This is a genomic window from Vibrio sp. Y51_MX_L26 (genome assembly GCF_024181935.1).
Lineage (GTDB): Bacteria > Pseudomonadota > Gammaproteobacteria > Enterobacterales > Vibrionaceae > Vibrio > Vibrio diabolicus.
Genome location: NZ_JAMZAS010000011.1, coordinates 100626 through 122588, shown reverse-complemented (window position 1 = coordinate 122588; position 21963 = coordinate 100626). Strand labels below are relative to the sequence as shown.

Below are 21963 nucleotides of genomic sequence, written 5' to 3'. Positions count from 1 at the left end.
TCCTATTGATGTATGACACATAATTACTTAATTGAGCATCAAATTGCTGTTATTGCACTATATAATCAGGCAATATATAGCAAATTAGTATTGTTAGTCAAAAACTTGACAGTTATTTAGGGTTAAGATTTATATGGATCGTACAGCGTTAGTGTCACTCGGTAATCAAGTCGTCGTAATAGGTTTAGATGGGGAGCTGAGAGTCCTAACAGAAGGACAACAGCCCCTACCAGGTGAAGTGGTAGTGGCAACGACAGATGCTGCACCTCTAAATTTGAACATTCAACTAACTGAAGAGCAAGGCTCAAAAGATATTTCTGATGATGTGGCACGAATTATTGGTGCTATTGAGCAAGGTCAAGACCCTTCTATAGTTGATGAAGAACTCGCGCCAGCTGCGGGTGAAAACAGTGGTTCAAGTTTACAAAATAGTGCCACGATTGCACGGATGGCACTGAAGTACTGGCCTCAACAAATTTTGAAACTATTGGCTTGGAATCCCTCGGTTTATCTGAAACACAAGCGTTGACCTTAAATGACTTTTTCGCAACAAATATAGAAACCAGTGGAGATGGCTCAAATAAACCACTTACTAATTCTCCAGTGACATTAAGCGCTATCGAAGAAGATAGCGATCCCATCACGATAACTACCGAAGAATTACTATCGAATGTCGATATTGACGATGCTGATACTCTTATCGTTACAAACGTCACTATTGAGAGTGGGAATGGCACTTTAATTGATAACAACGATGGATCTTGGACTTATATCCCAGAAGCTGATGATGATACTGAAGTGTCATTCTCCTATGACATCATTGATGACGATGGGGGTGTTATTAATGGCAATGCTAATTTAGATATTAAGCCTGTTAATGACGCGCCAATAGCGACTAACGATGCGATTCAAACTGACGAAGATTCCCAGGTTGTAATTGATGTGCTCGCTAACGACAGTGACATTGAAGGTGACGATTTATCCATTACTTCTGCTTCTGTATCAGAAAAGCAAGGTATCGTTGAGATTGTCGATGGTAAGCTTGTTTTCACTCCGGCTGAAAACTTCAATGGTAATGCAACTATTAGCTACACCATCTCAGATGGTGAGCTAGAGGATGAAGCTCAAGTCTCGGTAACAGTAAACTCAGTTAACGATGCGCCTATTGCCCTTAATGACGCAACAATTACAGAGGAAGATACCTCAGTAACGATTGATGTACTGCCAAACGACACTGACATCGATGGCGATGCGTTAAGCATCGAATCGGCATCTGTGCTGAGTGACCAAGGTCAAGTCGAGATTATTGACGGCAAGCTTGTATTTACTCCAACTGAGAACTTCAATGGCGACGCTGAGATCACTTACACCGTCACCGATGGTGCGCTGACTGACGAAGCGACGGTCAAAGTTACGGTGAATGCCGTGAACGATACGCCTGTGGTTGAGAGTAGCATTGCAGACCAAACCTTGGCGGAAGATTTCACGCCATACACGATCGATCTGAATACGGCCTTCAGCGATGTGGATAACGTTGATGGCGAGTTAACGTTTAGCGTCTCTGGCAACAGCAACATTCAAGTGGCGATCGTCAATGGCATTGCTACGTTCACTCCAACCGCGGACTGGAACGGCTCTGAAATCCTAACCTTTACGGCTACCGATCCAAGCGGCGAAAGCGTCAGTCAAACGGTGAACTTCACAGTTACTCCTGTGGCAGATATCGTGGCAGACAAAGCGACGGTTGTGGAAGACACGGCGACCATCATCAAGGTCTTAGGTAACGACACGTTCGAAGGCGACGACAAAGTGGTGTCGCTCGATACCAATAACGGTCCAGCCAACGGCACGGTCTCGGTCAACCCTGACGGCAGCGTAACCTACACGCCAAACGACAACTACCACGGTACAGACAGCTTCACCTACATCGTTACATCGGGTGGGGTATCGGAGTCCACCACGGTGAACGTCGATGTGACACCGGTCAATGATGCGCCTGTGGCAAAAGATGACACGGCGGTTACTGACGAAGACACGCCAGTGACGATTGATGTCCTGCCAAACGACACCGATGTGGATGGCCATGAGCTGTCTATTCAATCGGCGTCTGTGCCGAGTGTTCAAGGTACAGTCGAAATTATTGATGGCAAACTGGTGTTCACACCGGCAGAAAACTTCAATGGCGACGCTGAAATCACCTACATCGTTACGGACGGTGAATTGACCGACGAAGCGAAGGTGACCGTTACAGTAAATCCAGTAAACGATGCGCCAACTATCAAAGTTGATGCCGTAGAAAGCATCACTGAAGATGCAGTGAACACGGATACGGTATTGGCGACGCTGGAAGTCGCTGATACTGATACGCCAGAAGACCAATTAACCGTTTCTTTAGAAAACAACTCAAACGGTTACTTCGTGTTGGTTGGCAATGAAGTCAAGCTGACTCAAGCGGGCGTCGATGCGATTAACAACGATGAACTTAACCTTAAAGACCTGACTATCAGCGCGTCAGTGTCGGATGGTGTTAATCCAACGGTTAGCGACAGTGACAGTTTGATTGTGAATCGTGTTAATGATGCACCGACTGTTGATAATGTCATCTCAGATCAAGTGCTATCGGAAGACTTCGATGCATACACGATCGACTTGAATGAAGTATTCAAAGATTCCGATTCCTCGCTAGAATTCTCAGTCTCTGGCAATAACAACATCCAAATTTCTATTGTGAATGGCGTTGCCACCATCACTCCGACTGCGGATTGGAATGGCAAAGAGACAATTACGTTCACAGCTAAAGACTCAAGTGGTGAAAGCGTTAGCCAAACGGTGGACTTTACGGTTGCACCAGTAGTCGACATCGAGGCTGATAGTGCGGATGTAGTCGAAGACACACCAACCATCATTAACGTCTTAGGTAACGACACGTTCGAAGGCACTGATAAAGTGGTGTCTTTGGACGCCGATAATGGTCCTAAAAATGGCACCGTCATTGTGAATAACAACGGCACGGTGACCTACACACCAGATGACAACTACGTCGGCAAAGATACGTTCACTTATGTCGTGACATCAGGCGGTGTATCCGAATTCACTACCGTTGAAGTCAATGTGACGCCGGTCAACGACGCGCCAGTGGCGAAAGATGACATCGCTACGACACAAGAAGACACCGCAGTTACTATTGATGTTCTGCCAAACGACACTGATGTGGATGACGATAAGCTGAGTATTGAATCAGCCTCTGTACCTAAAGAGCAGGGTACGGTTGAAGTGGTGGATGGAAAACTCGTTTTCACTCCTGCAGAAAACTTCAATGGCGACGCTGAAATTACCTACATCGTAACGGATGGTCAATTGACCGACGAAGCGAAAGTGGTAGTTACCGTTAACCCAGTAAACGATGCGCCAACTATCAAAGTTGATGCCGTAGAAAGCATCACTGAAGACGCAGTGAGCACTGATACGGTAGTGGCAACCTTAACGGTTCGCGATACTGACACGCCGGAAGATGAGCTTACGGTGTTGCTAGAAAACAACTCAAACGGTTACTTCGTGTTGGTTGGCAATGAAGTCAAGCTAACTCAAGCGAGTGTTGACGCGGTTAACAACGATGAACTCAACCTTAAAGACCTGACTATCAGCGCGTCAGTATCGGATGGTGTTAATCCAACGGCTAGCGACAGTGATAGCTTGGTTGTGAATCGTGTTAACGATGCGCCAACAGTTGATAATGTCATTACAGATCAAGTGTTATCGGAAGATTTCGATGCATACACGATCGACTTGAATGAAGTATTCAAAGATTCCGATTCCTCGCTAGAATTCTCAGTCTCTGGCAATAACAACATCCAAATTTCTATTGTGAATGGTGTTGCTACCATCACTCCGACTGCGGATTGGAATGGCAAAGAGACAATTACGTTCACAGCTAAAGACCCAAGCGGTGAAAGCGTCAGTCAAACGGTGAACTTCACAGTAGCCCCTGTGGCGGATATTGAATCTGACCGCGCGACAGTCGTGGAAGACACACCAACTATCATCAAAGTCTTAGGTAACGACACGTTCGAAGGCGACGATAAAGTGGTGTCGCTCGATACCAATAACGGCCCAGCCAACGGCACGGTCTCGGTTAATCCTGATGGCAGCGTAACCTACACGCCAAACGACAACTACCACGGTACAGACAGCTTCACCTACATCGTTACATCGGGCGGGGTATCGGAGTCCACCACAGTGAACGTCGATGTCACGCCAGTGAACGATGCGCCAGTGGCAAAAGATGAGACGGAGATTACTGACGAAGATACTGCTGTCACGATTGATGTTCTGCCAAACGACACCGATGTGGATGGCGATACGCTGTCGATTGAATCGGCGTCCGTACCTGAAACACAAGGTAAGGTTGAAATTGTTGACGGCAAACTGGTGTTCACACCGGCCGAGAACTTCAATGGTGACGCCGAAATTACCTACACCGTAACGGACGGTCAATTGACCGACGAAGCGAAGGTAACCGTTACTGTAAATCCAGTAAACGATGCGCCAACCATCAAGGTCGATGCTGTAGAGAGCATCACTGAAGATGCAGTGAGCACTGATACGGTAGTGGCAACCTTAACGGTTCACGATACTGACACGCCGGAAGATGAGCTTACGGTGTTGCTAGAAAACAACTCAAACGGTTACTTCGTGTTGGTTGGCAATGAAGTCAAGCTAACTCAAGCAGGCGTCGATGCAGTTAACAACGACGAACTTAACCTTAAAGATCTAACTATCAGCGCGTCAGTATCGGATGGTGTTAGTCCAACGGCTAACGACAGTGACAGTTTGATTGTGAATCGTGTTAACGATGCACCGACTATCGATAACGTCATTGCAGGTCAAGAGCTAGCGGAAGATTTCGCGACCTACACGATTGGTTTAAACAACGCATTTAAAGACAGTGACTCCACACTTAACTTCTCAGTGTCCGGTAACAGCAACGTGTTGGTTTCGATTGAAAATGGCATTGCGACCGTTAGCCCAACGGCAGACTGGAACGGCTCAGAAACCCTAACGTTTACTGCTACTGATCCAAGTGGTGAAAGCATCAGCCAAACGGTGAACTTCACAGTTGCGCCAGTGGCGGACATCGTGGCAGACAAAGCGACGGTTGTGGAAGACACAGCGACCATCATCAAGGTCTTAGATAACGACACGTTCGAAGGCGACGATAAAGTGGTGTCGCTTGATACCAGTAAAGGCCCAGCTAACGGCGCGGTCTCGGTCAACCCTGACGGAACTGTGACCTACATACCAGATGATAACTACGTCGGCAAAGATACGTTCACTTATGTCGTGACATCAGGCGGTGTGTCTGAATCCACTACCGTTGAAGTCAATGTGACGCCAGTGAACGATGCGCCAGTGGCAAAAGATGACACCGCTACGACACAAGAAGACACCGCAGTGACGATTGATGTACTGCCAAACGACACCGACGTGGATGGCGATGTGTTAAGCATCGACTCTGCGTCTGTGCCGAAAGAGCAGGGCACGGTTGAAGTGGTTAATGGCAAATTGGTCTTCACTCCGGCAGAAAACTTCAATGGCGACGCTGAAATTACCTACATCGTAACGGATGGTCAATTGACCGACGAAGCGAAAGTGGTAGTTACCGTTAACCCAGTAAACGATGCGCCAACTATCAAGGTTGATGCCGTAGAAAGCATCACTGAAGACGCAGTGAGCATTGATACAGTAGTGGCAACCTTAACGGTTCGCGATACTGACACGCCGGAAGATGAGCTTACGGTGTTGCTAGAAAACAACTCAAACGGTTACTTCGTGTTGGTTGGCAATGAAGTCAAGCTAACTCAAGCGGGTGTTGACGCGGTTAACAACGATGAACTCGACCTTAAAGACCTGACTATCAGCGCGTCAGTGTCGGATGGTGTTAATCCAACGGCTAGCGACAGTGATAGCTTGGTTGTGAATCGTGTTAACGATGCGCCAACAGTTGATAATGCCATTACAGATCAAGTGTTATCGGAAGATTTCGCGACCTACACGATTGATTTAAACGACGCATTTAAAGACAGCGACTCCGTGCTTAGCTTCTCAGTAGCCGGTAACAGCAACGTGTTGGTTTCGATTGAAAATGGCATCGCGACCATCTCACCAACCGCAGACTGGAACGGCTCAGAAATCCTAACGTTTACTGCTACCGATCCAAACGGCGAGAGCGTCAGTCAAACGGTGAACTTCACGGTAGCGCCTGTGGCGGACATCGTGGCAGACAAAGCGACGGTTGTGGAAGACACGCCAACCATCATTAACGTCTTAGGTAACGACACGTTTGACGGCGACGATAAAGTAGTGTCGCTTGATACCAGTAAAGGCCCAGCTAACGGTACAGTCTCCGTCAACCCTGATGGCAGCGTAACCTACACGCCAAACGACAACTATCATGGTGAAGATACTTTCACCTATATCGTCACCTCCGGTGGTGTCAGTGAATCCACCATTGTTAAAGTTGATGTCACGCCAGTAAACGACAAACCTGACAGTGAAGACTTTACGCATGTGGCCGATGATCAGCTTACGCACGTTGTGTTTGATACCGATACGAAACCTCTGGGTAGCGGTGACTCTAAAGATCATATCGCGGATGTTGAAGACGACTTAAAAGGCAACGATCTACATGTCCGAATTACTGAACTGCCAACCTCAGGTACGTTGTTCTTTAAAGATAGTGATGGTGAGTTGCACGAAATTAAAGAAGTAAGCGATACGCTTTATGACAAAGACAGTCTTTACTATGAAGCTGATAATGTTGGCTTCTTATTAGGTATCAAAGATCGTCCAAATACGCCTAATGGCTCGGAATCTACAACAGATTTCAATAACTGGGGATTAAGTGAGGATGGTGGTCCATCACATTCCCGTACTGAGCATTTAGCAAATGGAGCCTCTATCACCATTTCTTCTGATAGCGGTGAGCTTGCACAGTACAACCGCCAGGTGTCACATATCGGCAATGGTATCGCTGACAATGATGGGCAGGGTATTGAGAAGGGTGAAACGATTACGATCGATTTGTCTAATAACCCTGTGGGCAGCGTAAACCTTGGACTAGATGGACTAGGTGGATTGTTTGATTACGGTGATGACAACGCAGCGCTTATTACGGTTACATACTTAGATTCAAATAATGTCCAACAGACTCAAACGTTCGAGTTTTTGAAGCCTGAAGGCAACTTCATGCTATTCCAAGAAACAAGCGTTGGTTATGGGAAAGAGCTAGCTCTTCCTGAAGCTTCGGTCATTACTCAGTTAGATTTTTCTACGAAAAATGAAGGTAACTGGGAGTTACGTTATGTAGAAGGTGTTCCTGCCGAAGACAGCTTTGGATATGTGGCCGTCGACTCTGAAAGTGGCGTTAGCGATCCATCTACAGTCAATATCGTTAATGAAATGCTAGATGGTAATGTTGCTGAAAATGGGCCAAGTCTGTCTGTGGTCGGTGATAGCGTGACTGAGGGTGACAATGTCACGTTTTCGGTTGTTCTAGATGAAGTCACCAGTACTGCTGTTAAGTACCAAGTTGATATGCTTGCTCAAGGTTCTTCAGTTGATAAGAATGACGTAAATCTATCAAATGCAACCTACACAAATGGTGTTGTTTTCTTAGGTGGTTACTTGATTGTTCCAGCAGGTATAAGTAGCTTCGAAATATCGATTCCGACTATTGATGATTTGGTTGTGGAAAGCAGCGAAACGATCGTTCTTGAGATCGGCGGTGAAACGGGGACGGCAACAGTTCTTGATAATGATAGTACAGAACTTAGCGTAGTAGATGCCGGCGATGTCATTGAAGGAACTGACGCAATATTTACCGTTTTACTCTCTAACCCTGTTCAAGAGGCCGTTGTCGTCAATCTGAAGTCAACAACAGATGATAGCTATACTGCGGAAGATGTTGATTTAGGCACTATGGTAGTGACCTATGTGGATACTCATGGTCAAACTCAAACATTAGATATGGCGCCTAATGGAGACGTTACCATACCTCTAGGTGTCGCTGAAATTAAAGTCGCAGTCCCGACCAAACTAGATAATGTCCATGAAGGTGATGAGAGCTTTGGTCTGACGGTTACGGAAATCGGTAGTGTCACCAGTAATGGTATTGCAACTGGTAACGCAAATATTGTGGATTCTGATCCTGCACCTTTAGTTAGTATTAGTGCTGATCAAAACAGCGTAAATGAAGGTGAAACGGCAGGCTTTACACTGACACTTGATAAAGTTGCAGATGAGAGCGTTACGGTTGATGTCGAATATAGTGGCGTGGCCCAAGATGGAAAAGATTTTGTTGGCGTTCTGAGTGTTGAAGTTCCTGCGGGTCAATCTTCAGCTGCTCTTGACTTACTGACGCTCACCGATGGTATTTATGAGGGCGCAGAATCTTTCACAGTAACCATTAAAGAGGTGGATGGCGCTGATGCGAGCATTGCTTCAAATAACAGCGCAAGTGTTGTGATCGTTGATGCCCAAAGTGCACCGAAAGTGACTATTAGCTCAGATCAACCCTCAGTTGATGAAGGTAGTGATGCAAAATTTATCGTCAACATTGACCAAAAAGCAGATGAAGATGTACTGGTAACATTCACAATCGGCGGGAATGTTGATGACAAAGATTATATTGCTCCAAGTACGTACACAGTCACGATTCCAGCGGGTAAAACGTCGGCGCCGATTGATATAAAAACTCTCGATGATGGTATTTACGAAGATCTTGAAAACCTAACTGTGACTCTAATTGATACGGTTGGTGCAGATTCGACGCTTGCAAGTGACTCGAATGAAGCAACAGTCTCTATTATAGATGCTCAGCACGCTCCAGAGTTTATTTCTGGCGGCGATAGTGCGGGTGACAAACCAAATGATGATGTTTATGACTTCGGGTCAGTTAACGAAAACACGGTGAGTGGGTCCGTTATTGGTACGGTCGTTGCAGAAGATCACGATAATGACGTGCTTGTATACCGCTTTGCAGATGGCTCGACCACTAATGGTATTTTTGATATCGACCCGACAAGCGGAGAGATTTCATTGAACAAGACAATCGATGATGTTGACTTGGGCGATTATACGCTTCAGGTTGAGGTTATCGATGGAACTGGCGGGATTGATACTGCCGAGGTCAATGTTTCTCTGGTAAATGTGAATGATGCACCTGAATCTTCGCCTTCCGCGGTTGAGATGAGTGAAGATACCCAAGTGATGCTTGATTGGTCATCATTCGGTATTAGCGATGTTGACTCTAACGTATCAGAGCTCTCCGTCCAAATTACAACGCTTCCTAGCGATGGGTCATTAGAGTATAAAGATTCGCAAGGTGATTGGCAGTCTGTCCAAATCGATCAAGTGCTTGATAAATCGCTCTTTGATGAAAACAGTGTTCGCTTTGTACCTGAATTAAATGAGTCTGGCAGTGCCAGTTTCGGCGGAAATCAAGTCGGAGACCAGGAGTCTAGTTACGCTCAAATTGGCTTTAAACCAACAGATGGACAGAGTACCGGTCAAGAGTCAACACTGACAATAGACGTAAACCCTATCGCTGATAAACCGAATTTAATCGCAGTGACGCACGAGAACTCATTACCACAACAAGAGTTTAACGTTACGACATGGAGTAATGTTCAAGTCGGTTCTAGTGATGGTATGGGGGTCAATGGAGAGACTCTAATCTCAGCGATCAACGCTCTTGATGAAGCCGATGGTACTCGATTGAGTTGGGCAAATGTAGAAGATTTAGGTACTAATGCGACCTTAGCAAATGAGGCCGTTCTCGTTACATCTCTTGTTTATCTGGAAGCTGGTTCGAGTTACGACTTTGTTGGCCAAGCAGATGATAGCCTTGCTATCAAGTTGGGTGGTACGTTACTTGATCAAGCTCGTTGGGGTAGCGACAGTGGTGATATTAAGGGTGCTAGCTTTACACCTTCGGTATCTGGCTTTTATCCAATTGAAATTTATCACCATAACCAAAGTGGTCCGGGTAACTTTAATGTGGATGTATCCATTAATGGACAAGCACCTGTCAATCTGAGCAACAGCAGTCTTTACGTAGTTAGTGATGAAAGTGCACTAGAAGCAACTGATATCAGAACGTCTGAACTACAAGAAGTTAATGGTGTTGCGTTTTACGAAACATATCAGCTGAACGAAGGGTTACAAGATACAGCGATACCGCTCTCTGAAATTAAAACAAGCTTAAATGATAAAGATGGCTCTGAATCACTTAAAGTCACGCTAACTGGCTTACCTGTAGGTGCGATCCTTTCAGATGGAAACAATTCTATTACTGTAGCAACCATTGATGAAGAACTGGACGTGACAAGTTGGGCATTAGATACACTTACTGTGACTCCACCAGCTGGCTCCCATGATGACTTCACAATCAATTTGACGGCAACGAGTACAGAACGCGCGAATGGTGATTCAGCAGAGTCTAACTTAGCGATCAATGTTGTAGTACATGAGAACTTACCGACGGAAACGGAAAGTGATATTGGGAAGACCAACGAAGATAATTCGCTACAGGGTAACGTATTGCGTAATGACTCTGATGACGACAACCTTCTGATGGTTGATCACATTACTATTAATGGCACTGACTATGCGGTAGGTGAAAACGTATCTGTGACTAGTGGCACTTTATTAGTAAACCAAGATGGTAGTTACGTATTTGAACCTACCGAGCACTGGTCAGGTGATGTTCCATTAATTAATTACACCACAAATACTGGCGCAACAAATACGCTTGATATCAACGTTGTCGCAGTTGCAGATGCCCCTGCGATCACGATTAATGTTGGAGAGTTAGTAAAGAGAGATGCTGTTGATCCTAATCACAACTTAGCCACTTCTGCGATAGATAAAACGCCTATAGAGAATGAACTCGTCGCTGCTGATCTTGGTTTGGATGATGTCGTACAAAAAAATCACTCATACGCCGGAGTGATGCTAGGAGACAACAACGACAGAAGTGATACCGATAGCTTATTCGTTGGGACTGATTACAATGACACCTTCTATGGTGGCGGCGGTGATGACGTATTTATTGGCGGTGGTAATAACGACTCTTTCTATGGTGATGATGCGTCCACTATTACAGATTATGATGGCCAAGATACGGTTTACTTAACTGGAAACTTCAGTGACTACAAAATGACCTTCAAAGACGATCATGGAGGTCAAGTCCCATATTGGATTTTGCTAGATAATCGTTCTATCGATTCGGTAAACGACCACACAGGTAGTGATGATCGTGGTGATCACTTATATGAAATTGAACGAATTGTTTTTGCAGACAAAGTCGTTGAATTGAAGCCCGACGGCACCTATGAAGTGCTTCAAGAGCGTTGGATTCCCGTTGATATTAACGTTGATTTGGTTGATGTCGATGGAAGTGAAAGCTTGGCGCAAACTGTTTTTGTGGAAGGTTTGCCGGATGGTGTAGAGCTGTATATCGATGGACATGCCGTTAATCAGGACGCAAACGGTAATTATCTTGTCACCCTGGATGCTAACGGTAAGGTCTCTTTAGATATCAGAGTACCGTTTGATTATGAAGGTAGTCTAGAGTTCCCACTAAGCGTTACCGCGACGTCGGTTGAAGAAGCAAATAATGATGCCGCTTCAACAACAGAGTCTGTTGAGCTTACAGCTCGTGACTATGTTCTAGAGTCGGGTTCACATGGGAACGATCAGATAACGGGCAGTGACGATCACGATATTATTGTTGGCGATGTCCAAGGGTTGGAGATCATTGCCGGTCAGGACTACAACATCGCCTTTGTTTTGGATACTTCGGGGAGCATGGGTAATTGGGTAGAAACTGCGAAGCAAGAAGTGCTAGATGTGTTTGATGAACTGTTAAGCGCTGCAAATCAGGGTGAGAAGCCTGGAACAGTGAATATTCACCTCAGTGAGTTTGCTTCAAGTGCGTCAGCAGTTATTTCCGTTGACTTGAGTTCTCCAACAGCAAGAGATGAGTTTGTAAAAGAACTGAATAGTGCTATAGGTGATGAGGGTGACGGCGGCACAAACTATGAGGCGGGTTTACAGTCAGCTGTTGAATGGTTTAGCAGTCAACCTAACCCTAATGGCCAAAATATCACGTACTTTGTTACTGATGGTCAACCAAATAGAGCAACGCATCTCTACCATTTAGCGCAGAATGAATTCTCGAAAGTGATTTTGGATGTCGATGATTCTGGCAAGCTTGTTACCCTGCAAGATATAGTTAGTAACAGTAGTTATTCATACGGACAGACGGTTACCTACAAAGGTGACGTCGTTATAGATAGTTACGGTCAGGTATATTCACCGCTAACAGGCAGAACCCTTGGTGATATCGACAGATATAATGGTTCTATCCGTTACTACGATGAAGGTGGTAGCTCAACACAAGCTCAACATATGTATCAAGTGTTAGCAGCATTGTCTTCAGTAGAGTCGATAGGTCTTGGTAGTGGTGTTGATGAACAAACACTTAAGCAGTATGACACTGATGGTGTGGTAGAGTCAGATATCGATGTTACTAAACTTGCTGAAACGATATTGGGTCAAGATGTGCCCCTAAAACAAGGCTCAGACACTATTCAGGGTGGAGAAGGTGACGATATCTTGCTGGGTGATTTAATTGAATTTGGCGGTAATGAGCAAGGTTTGAGTGCGATTCAATCACATGTGGCACAGCAAACGGGTCAAGATGTTTCTACCATTGATGGTGAAGACATCCATGAATACGTTAAAAATAACCTAGAAGAATTCAACCAATCTCACCAAGGTGATAAGTCGGATAACTTATCTGGTGGTGCTGGCAACGATTTACTGTTTGGTCAGGGTGGTAACGACATACTCGTTGGTGGTGAAGGTGATGATATTCTGATTGGAGGTTTAGGTAATGATATCTTAACGGGAGATGAGGGCTCTGACATCTTTAAGTGGAGTGAAGTGACCAACGAGGTTGATACCGTTACTGATTTCAATAAAGATGAAGACACTCTAGACTTCTCTGATCTCTTTGATGACTTATCTAAAGATGAAATTGGAGAGCTTCTTAATGATCTTCAATCCGGTGATCATACTGGTGATGTTGGAGAGTATCACGTAGAAGTGGCACCAGATGGCGGCTCGGAAGCGAACTTGAGTATTACGAAAGGTGGCTCGACATTGGACATCCATTTTGATAGTGCGAGTGTCGATGATGTGACTCAAAGTCTGATTGCAAGTTTAGAAGCGCAATACAAAGACATGTAGCATGTCTAGCCACAGGTGAAATTGAAAATCAAAAAAGGTCTAGCATTTTGCTAGACCTTTTACTTTTAAACTCCGTTCATTGTGATGTTAGCTCTTAGGAAGTGTCGTGAAAACGGTCCACTCTTTCTTCACTTCACCTTTGTGGCCAATCACTGTTGCGGTTACTCGACGGTTTAGCGCGTGACTCACTTGGTCGGTGCCTTGTGTTGCAAGCACTGTGTCTCCATAGCCGACAATGGTGACTCTATCTCCACTAATACCATTCATCATGAGTTCTTTTCTAACGTTCTCAGCGCGGCGTTTAGATAAGTCAAGATTGTGTTCTGCAGTACCAGTACGACTGGCATAGCCCTGAATCTCTATCGATGTATTTGGATATTCCTTCAAGAAGTCGGATAGTTCTCGAATTTGCTCCGTAAAGATAGGATTGATCACATCGGAATCATTCGCGAACAGAACTCGAATTTGCATTTCTTGCGAGGAGTCGACATGAGAACCGCAGCCATCGTTATCAATCTCGGCACCTAAAGGAGTACCCGGACATAAATCGCGCTCATTAATGACTCCATCAGAATCATCATCAAGATGATCTGCCCACTGATCGGCAATTGGCGTATCAATATAATCATATTCATCGCCTTTATCGGATGAACTGCATGCCGAAATCATTAATGAAAGTGCAATAAGAGTTATGTATTTCATAATTAATACTCCACTTCTTCTAGCCATTCTTTAGGCATTTCAACCCTTAATGCACTCAACAGTTGACCTGTTGCGTTCATCACTCGATATTTGGCGTACTGCTCTGCGTATTTAGAATCTAAGTAGTCTTTACGTGCCTCAAAGAGTTCGTTTTCAGTATTCAATAGATCAAGCAGTGTTCGCTTACCAATGCGATATTGTTTTTCATACGCAATAACGGTTTCAGATGCCGAGTCTACATGATCTGACAGGAACTCTTTTTGCTGTAGGGTCAAATCCAGTGCGCTCCATGAAAGCCTTAACCCTTCTTCAACATTGCGATAAGCACCTTCACGTAAGTCTTTCGCTTTATTTAACTGATAGGCGAAGTTTTCTGAGTTTGCAGCGTCACTGCCGCCATTAAATAGGTTGTAGCGTAGACGTAGCATGGCAAGTGTCTCATCACTGCGGCCTTTTAAGCCATCAGCGTCGTCACGCCATGTTTGTGAAGCTTCAATGGAAATGGTTGGGTAATTAACACCTTTAGATTGTTTGTATTGAAACTTAGCAGAGTCTACGTCTGCGAGCGCGACTTGAATGACAGGGTGTAGTTCAAATGCCAAACCTACCGCTTCATCAATGGTGTATGGAATGAAATTCTGATCCGCTCTTGGAAAGATCAACCCTTGCGGGGTTTGACCCACTAAACGAGTGAACATAGTGTGAGAGTCGTACAAATTATTTTGAGCAGCTGCCAAATTACCGTGTGCTTTTGCCAAACGTGCTTCTACCTGTGTTAAGTCAGCGGTAGAGCCGATACCTGAGTTGACTCGTTTTTTAATGTCTTCGTAAATATCTTTGTGAACCGCCAAGTTATTTTCAGAAAGCTTGAGTATTTCGTAAGCTTTTACTGCGTCTAAATACACTTTGGTGACTTCAAGTGCTTTATCTGATGCATCGGCCAAAAGTTGAAATCTAACTGACTCTGCATCGGCTGCGGTACGATCGATATCATTTAAGGTTGCACTGCCATCCCATATGAGCTGAGTTAGTGTTACCGAAGCTTCCTTTCGAGTGTAATCTGTATCCCCACGTCCCACCTCGTCAGAAGGGTCTAATCCCTCGTAACCAATGCCCGCATCTAAATCAATAGAAGGTAAGTAGGCGCCCGAAGAGGCTTCATTTACGTATTTTCGACTGGTGAACTCGTTAAATGCGCTCTTAATGTCAGGATTGTTTTTTAACGTCAATGCCACGGCTTGCTCTAAAGTTTGACCGAAAACGGGTAAAGACACTATTAAACTACAGCAGCAAGCAATATTTAGTCGGTTCCATTTCACGGTATTTCTCCTAAAAATTCGTGTTGCTTTTTGCTATTTCATCTCACAACTGAGACGAAACATCATAAATAACAGTGCTTGAGTAAGGGATTTATCAACCTACTGTTAAAACTAGGCTTTTGTTTAAAAATTCCAGAATCTCGCCTTTTTAAACCTTAGCACATATGGCAAATGTTGCTCAGCAACACAGCATGTTTAGGCCAGAGAAAAGCTTGAATTCTTAATATCATAGCGTTTCGCAGCTAGCGTAACTCTATACTTTTTGAATAACTCCGCCCCTTGAGTTACCAAGCATCCCACGAGCTGCGCATACAACGAAAAAATGATGATTTTGACTAAACTATAGACGTAAATGTAGGGGTGACAAACTTTTGACTTGGTTTGAAGTGGGGCGAGGTAGATATGGATCGAGTAACTTTGAGCTCATTGATGGGCAACATCGTGGTTATCGGGCTGGATGGGGAAATTAGGACCCTAGAAGAGGGACAACTACCTCAACCAGGAGAGTTAATAATTGATGAGGTATCAGATACTTCTGAGCTTGTGATCGAGCAGGTGACACCACAAGGAAGTTCGATAAACGTAACTGATGATATCACAGCGTTAATTGAAGCAATTGCTAGTGGGGAAGACCCGACTGAGCTGGGTGAAGAGTTTGATCCTGCTGCAGGTGAAGGAAACGGGTCTAGCCCACAAAATACGGGGGCTATAGATCGCACAGGTGCTGAATTACTCGCCAGTACCAATTTTGAGACAGTGGGAACTGACGGAACAGGATTTTCAAGTACTCAGGTAGAGACGCTACTCGATATTTTCCAAATACAACCACCAGAACCAACAGCAATATCAGTTCCTGCAACAGTAATTGTTCAAGAGATTTCTAGCCCAACTGTCAATGAGGGCGATCTGGTTTCCTTCGACGTCACACTTAACCAACCAACAGAAGACAATATCAGTATCACTTTTTCTCTGTTCGCTCAGACTGCGACTGGTGGTTCTACTGACGAGAGCGGCAGCGACTACGTTAACGAGAGTGTTCTCATAACATTTTCCGATGGCACAACAGAAGAAATCTCAGTCGATGATAACGGTATTTTTACTGTGTCGGTCCCATTAGGTGAAAGTGGTTTTACGGTTTCTCTCGATTCTATAAATGACTCTATATTCGAAGGTCCAGAAACATTTACGCTTTCTGGCAACACAGAAGAACAAAGTACACCTGCAACTGGGATTGCAACCATTGTTGATGATGGTAGTGGGCCTGGTTTAAGTCCTGATGATGATCGTCCAACAGTAACGATGAGCGATGCAGGGACGATTAATGAAGGTGAGTTAGCCAGCTTTAAAGTGTCTTTATCGAATCCATCAGCTACAGATGTTGAGGTCGAACTAAGTCTCAACCTAGGTGATACAGAAGCCGGCGACTTAGGCACATTGGAATACAACACGGGAAGTGGTTGGGTCACGGTGCCAAACGATGGTGTGGTAACGGTGCCAGCCGGACAGACCGAATTTGATGTGCGTATCGCTTCTATTGATGACGCCGTTTATGAAGGTCCTGAAGATTTCAGCGTGACGGTAACTGGCATTGGGGCGGTGCAAGGCAGCGATACAGGTACGGCAACGATTGTGGATGACGGCAGCGGCCCAGATCCCGATCCGGATGACGACCGTCCAAGTGTGACCATCAATGATGCTGGCACCATTAATGAGGGGGAGACAGCCAACTTCAAAGTCACATTATCGAACGCGTCTGAAGCTGAAACGCAAGTGGAGTTGGGTCTTAATCTCGGCGATACCGAAGTTGGAGATTTGGGCACTTTGGAATACAACACGGGCTCCGGTTGGGTTGCGGTGCCAAACGATGGCGTGGTGACGGTGCCTGCTGGACAGACCGAATTTGATGTGCGCATTGCTTCTATTGATGACGCCGTTTATGAAGGCCCAGAGGATTTCAGCGTTACGGTGACGGGCATTGGGGCGGTGCAAGACAGCGATACAGGTACGGCGACGATTGTGGATGACGGCAGTGGTCCAGGACCTGATCCCGATGATGACCGCCCAAGCGTGACTATTACGGATGCTGGCACCATTAATGAAGGTGAAACAGCTAACTTCAAAGTTACGTTATCGAATGCGTCTGAAGCCGAAACGCAGGTGGAGTTGGGTCTTAATCTCGGCGATACCGAAGTTGGAGATTTGGGCACCCTAGAATACAACACGGGAAGTGGTTGGGTCACGGTGCCAAACGATGGTGTGGTGACGGTGCCTGCCGGGCAGACTGAGTTTGATGTACGCATTGCTTCTATTGATGACGCGGTGTACGAAGGTCCAGAAGATTTCAGTGTTACGGTGACGGGCATTGGGGCGGTGCAAGACAGCGATACAGGTACGGCGACGATTGTGGATGACGGCAGTGGTCCAGGACCTGATCCCGATGATGACCGCCCAAGCGTGACTATTACGGATGCTGGCACCATTAATGAAGGTGAAACAGCTAACTTCAAAGTTACGTTATCGAATGCGTCTGAAGCCGAAACGCAGGTGGAGTTGGGTCTTAATCTCGGCGATACCGAAGTTGGAGATTTGGGCACCCTAGAATACAACACGGGAAGTGGTTGGGTCACGGTGCCAAACGATGGTGTGGTGACGGTGCCTGCCGGGCAGACTGAGTTTGATGTACGCATTGCTTCTATTGATGACGCGGTGTACGAAGGTCCAGAAGATTTCAGTGTTACGGTGACGGGCATTGGGACGGTGCAAGGCAGCGATACGAGTACGGCGACGATAGTGGATGACGGCCGTGGCCCTGGCCCTGATCCCGATGATGACCGCCCAAGTGTGACTATTACCGACGCTGGCACCATTAATGAAGGTGAAACAGCCAACTTCAAAGTTACGTTATCGAATGCGTCTGAAGCGGAAACGCAAGTAGAGTTGGGTCTTAATCTCGGCGACACCGAAGCCGGTGACTTAGGTATCTTAGAATACAACACGGGAAGTGGTTGGGTCGCAGTGCCAAACGATGGCGTGGTGACGGTGCCAGCCGAGCAAACCGAATTTGATGTTCGTATTGCTTCCATTGATGACGCTGTTTATGAAGGCCCTGAAGACTTCAGTGTGACGGTGACCGGTATTGGTGCGGTGCAAGGCAGTGATACGGGCACGGCGACGATTGTGGATGACGGCAGTGGCCCGGGCCCCGATCCAGACGATGACCGCCCGAGTGTGACTATTACGGATGCTGGCACCATTAATGAAGGTGATACGGCGAACTTCAAAGTCACATTATCGAATGCCTCAGAGTCGAGTGTTCAAGTTGAACTCGGCCTCAACTTAGGTGACACCGAAGTCGGAGACTTAGGTACCTTAGAATACAACACGGGCTCCGGTTGGGTTACGGTGCCAAACGACGGTATGGTGACGGTGCCAGCCGGGCAGACTCAGTTTGATGTGCGTATCGCTTCCATTGATGACGCGGTGTACGAAGGTCCAGAAGATTTCAGTGTTACGGTGACGGGCATTGGCGCAGTACAAGGCAGTGATACGGGCACGGCGACGATTGTGGATGACGGCAGTGGTCCAGGTCCCGATCCAGATGATGACCGTCCGAATGTCTACATCGTTGAAGATAGCGTGGGTGTTAACGAAGGTACCGATGCTGTGTATACCGTTAGATTGTCGGCGGCAGCCGATATCGATGTGACCGTCAGGTTGAACACCTCAACTGACGGCAGCAACACGGCGGAAGCGGACGATATAGGTAGCTTTGTGGTGACCCTTGCTGATGGTGTGATAGTGGTGAATGCCAACAGTGACGGTACGTATACCATTCCCGCCGGTGAGAACGAGCTGAAAGTCACTGTGCCAACCACAGATGATGGCGTCTACGAAGGGGATGAAACCTTCACTGTGGCGGTACAAGGTGACACGGGCGTCCTAGGCAGTGACAGTGCGCTGGGCATTATTTACGACGGTGGTAACGGCCCTGGTCCCGATCCAGACGATGACCGTCCAAGTGTCTATATTGTCGAAGATAGCGTGGGCGTGAATGAAGGTACTGAGGCTGTGTATACCGTCCGGTTGTCGGAGGCTGCCGATATTGACGTGACGGTAAGGTTGAGCACATCAACAGGAGGAACTAATACGGCAGAGCCTGGCGACATTGGTGCTATTAAGCTGACATTATCTGATGGAGTAACTGTGGTGACCGCCAACAGTGATGGCACGTATACTATCCCAGCAGGTGAAACCGATCTCAAACTGTTTGTCCCAACCACGGACGACGATGTGTATGAAGGAGATGAAACCTTCACGGTTGCAGTGCAAGGTGCAACTGGAGTACTTGGTACTGACACTGCGTTGGGTATTATTTACGACGGCGGTAACGGCCCTGGTCCTGACCCGGATGATGATCGCCCGACCGTATCTATCTCAGATGCGGGTATCGTAGATGAGGGTGATATCGCGACGTTTACCGTGTCATTGAATAATGCTTCGGAAGGTACAGTCCAGGTGCAGTTGACCTTAAACCCAGACGAAACAGAAGTGGATGATCTTGGCTCGCTAGAATATAACACCGGAGCAGGTTGGGTTGCTGTGCCTGTCGATGGCATCGTAACAGTGCCAGCAATGCTTACCGAATTTGATGTGCGCATTGCGACCATTGATGATGAAGTTTATGAAGGTCCGGAAGACTTCAGCGTGACCGTGACAGGTTTGGGCGCAGTTCAGGGCACAGATACTGGTTTGGCTACCATTGTGGATGATGGCACTAAAACGGACGACGATCGACCAACTGTGTCTATCTCGGACGCGGGTACCATTGATGAAGGTAGTTTCGCTACATTTACCGTGTCATTGAGTAATGCCTCAGAAGCAGCGCTCCAGGTTCAGTTAACGCTGAATCTGGATGAAACAGAAGTAGGTGACCTTGGCACTCTAGAGTACAACACCGGTTCAGGTTGGGTAAGTGTACCTGTAAGCGGCATTGTGACGGTGCCGGCAGGTATGACGGAATTTGATCTACGCATCGAATCAATTGATGACGGTGTGTACGAAGGCCCTGAAGATTTCAGCGTTACAGTAACTGGCTTGGGAGCAGTGCAAGGCAGCGATACTGGTCTGGCGACCATCGTGGATAACTCACCACCTACAGCCCGTGATTTCATCATTTCGCTCGATGTTCAAAATGGTATTTTCCCGGTTCAGGATGTTGAATTTGATGGAATAACGACGTCTGGGGAACAGCGTGTTGAAGATCTCGAAGATGACGCAGTTACTGCAAATGATGATGATATTTTAATTCAGGTCGTTAGCCTTCCTGAACACGGTGAACTGTATTATGTGGATGGAAATGGACAGGAAGTCATTATAGACGAAACCACACAGTTCCCTGAAAACACAGAGGTTAAGTATCGTCTGACTGAAGATTTCTTTGAGGAGCAGAGCTTTGACTCAGCCGACCTTCTTGAAGAACAAGGGAAAGATATCTTGGTGGGATCCTACACTCCTCCTAACTCGAACTTAACGTTCACTGGAGGCCAGATCATCACCATTGGCAACAGCATCATCTTTGATTCCGACGCTCAGATTTCAGTCGATTTTGCGAATCAACAAGTCGGGTTGGTTGTCGTTTCGCCAAATGAAACGGGTCAGGGTGATGAAATCAGTACTGGTGAATATATTACGTTAGAACTGGATGAGGATTTATCAGCTAACGAAGCGAAACTGAACTTAGCCAGTCTGAATGACCGCTTCAACAGTGGTGGTGCATGGTTAACGGCATACATCTTCCTAAATGGTGCACTTGTTGATGTTCAGCAGTTTTACTCAACGGATATTACTTATACCAGCAACCACGAAGGTTCTATTACCGTTGCGTTAGCAAATGGCAGCTTTGATGAAATTCGACTTACTCCAGAAACCGATAGCGCGAGTGATAAAGCGGGCTTTACCTTGGTGGGAACTGAAATCACCAGTTTTACTGACGTGAACGATGACTTTACCTACCAAGCTATTGACACTGATGGTGCGGTAAGTAACGAAGCTACGGTAGCGGTTGATTTCGAGAACGTCACGGTAGACGCTGTCACGGCGCTTGGTTATCAAACCATGGCCTTAAATTCGGATCTGAATCTGGTTATGGGGACAGGTGGCGATGATATTCTGGTTGGTACTGAAGGCAATGACCTGATCATCGGTGGTTTAGGTAATGATATCTTGACTGGCGGTGAAGGTGATGACGTATTCAAATGGACAGAAATGCAATCCGCAACTGATACCGTGACAGATTTCAGTGACGGGGATCAGCTTGATTTTACCGATGTATTTGACGATATGAGTGGTACGGATATCTCCGCCTTGCTTGATGATCTTGGTTCGGGTGACTATCGCGGCAGTGTGGATGACATTTCCGTTGAAGTGACTGAAAGTGGGGGTAACTCGACGTTGACCATCAACAAAGATGGACAACAGCTAGAGGTTAACTTTGATGGTGCCTCTGCAGCCGATATTGCCAATAGTCTGATTTCTAATCTCGAGCAATTAAGAGAATAGATGGCCAAAAATAAAAAAACGGAGCGTTTTTTCGCTCCGTTTTTTTATTTAATAATACGGTAAACTAGCA

At 46.1% G+C, this 21963-nt stretch carries 5 protein-coding genes; 3 read left to right on the top strand and 2 right to left on the bottom strand.

Going from position 1 to position 21963, the window contains the following annotated elements:
• Positions 1-133: 133 nt before the first annotated feature.
• Positions 134-529 (top strand): hypothetical protein, encoded by a 396-nt coding sequence (locus NL645_RS19090; protein WP_253652216.1) that lies wholly within the window; start codon positions 134-136, stop codon positions 527-529.
• Entirely contained in the window at positions 493-13314 is a 12822-nt protein-coding gene (locus tag NL645_RS19085) for a tandem-95 repeat protein (RefSeq protein WP_253652215.1), read from the top strand. The genes NL645_RS19090 and NL645_RS19085 overlap by 37 nt, the downstream gene beginning before the upstream one ends.
• An 87-nt stretch (positions 13315-13401) precedes the next feature.
• Here the strand turns inward: NL645_RS19085 and NL645_RS19080 are convergent, their stop codons facing one another.
• Entirely contained in the window at positions 13402-14016 is a 615-nt protein-coding gene (locus NL645_RS19080; RefSeq protein ID WP_253652214.1) for an OmpA family protein, read from the bottom strand.
• A 2-nt stretch (positions 14017-14018) separates the two neighbouring features.
• A complete protein-coding gene (locus NL645_RS19075) occupies positions 14019-15335 on the bottom strand; it encodes a TolC family outer membrane protein (RefSeq protein WP_048626423.1) in 1317 nt (438 codons plus the stop codon).
• Between the two features lie 402 nt (positions 15336-15737).
• Here NL645_RS19075 and NL645_RS19070 point away from each other — a divergent pair, with 402 nt between their 5' ends.
• Positions 15738-21893: a Calx-beta domain-containing protein gene (locus tag NL645_RS19070; protein WP_253652213.1), complete on the top strand. Its 6156-nt coding sequence runs from the start codon at positions 15738-15740 to the stop codon at positions 21891-21893.
• Positions 21894-21963: the final 70 nt, after the last annotated feature.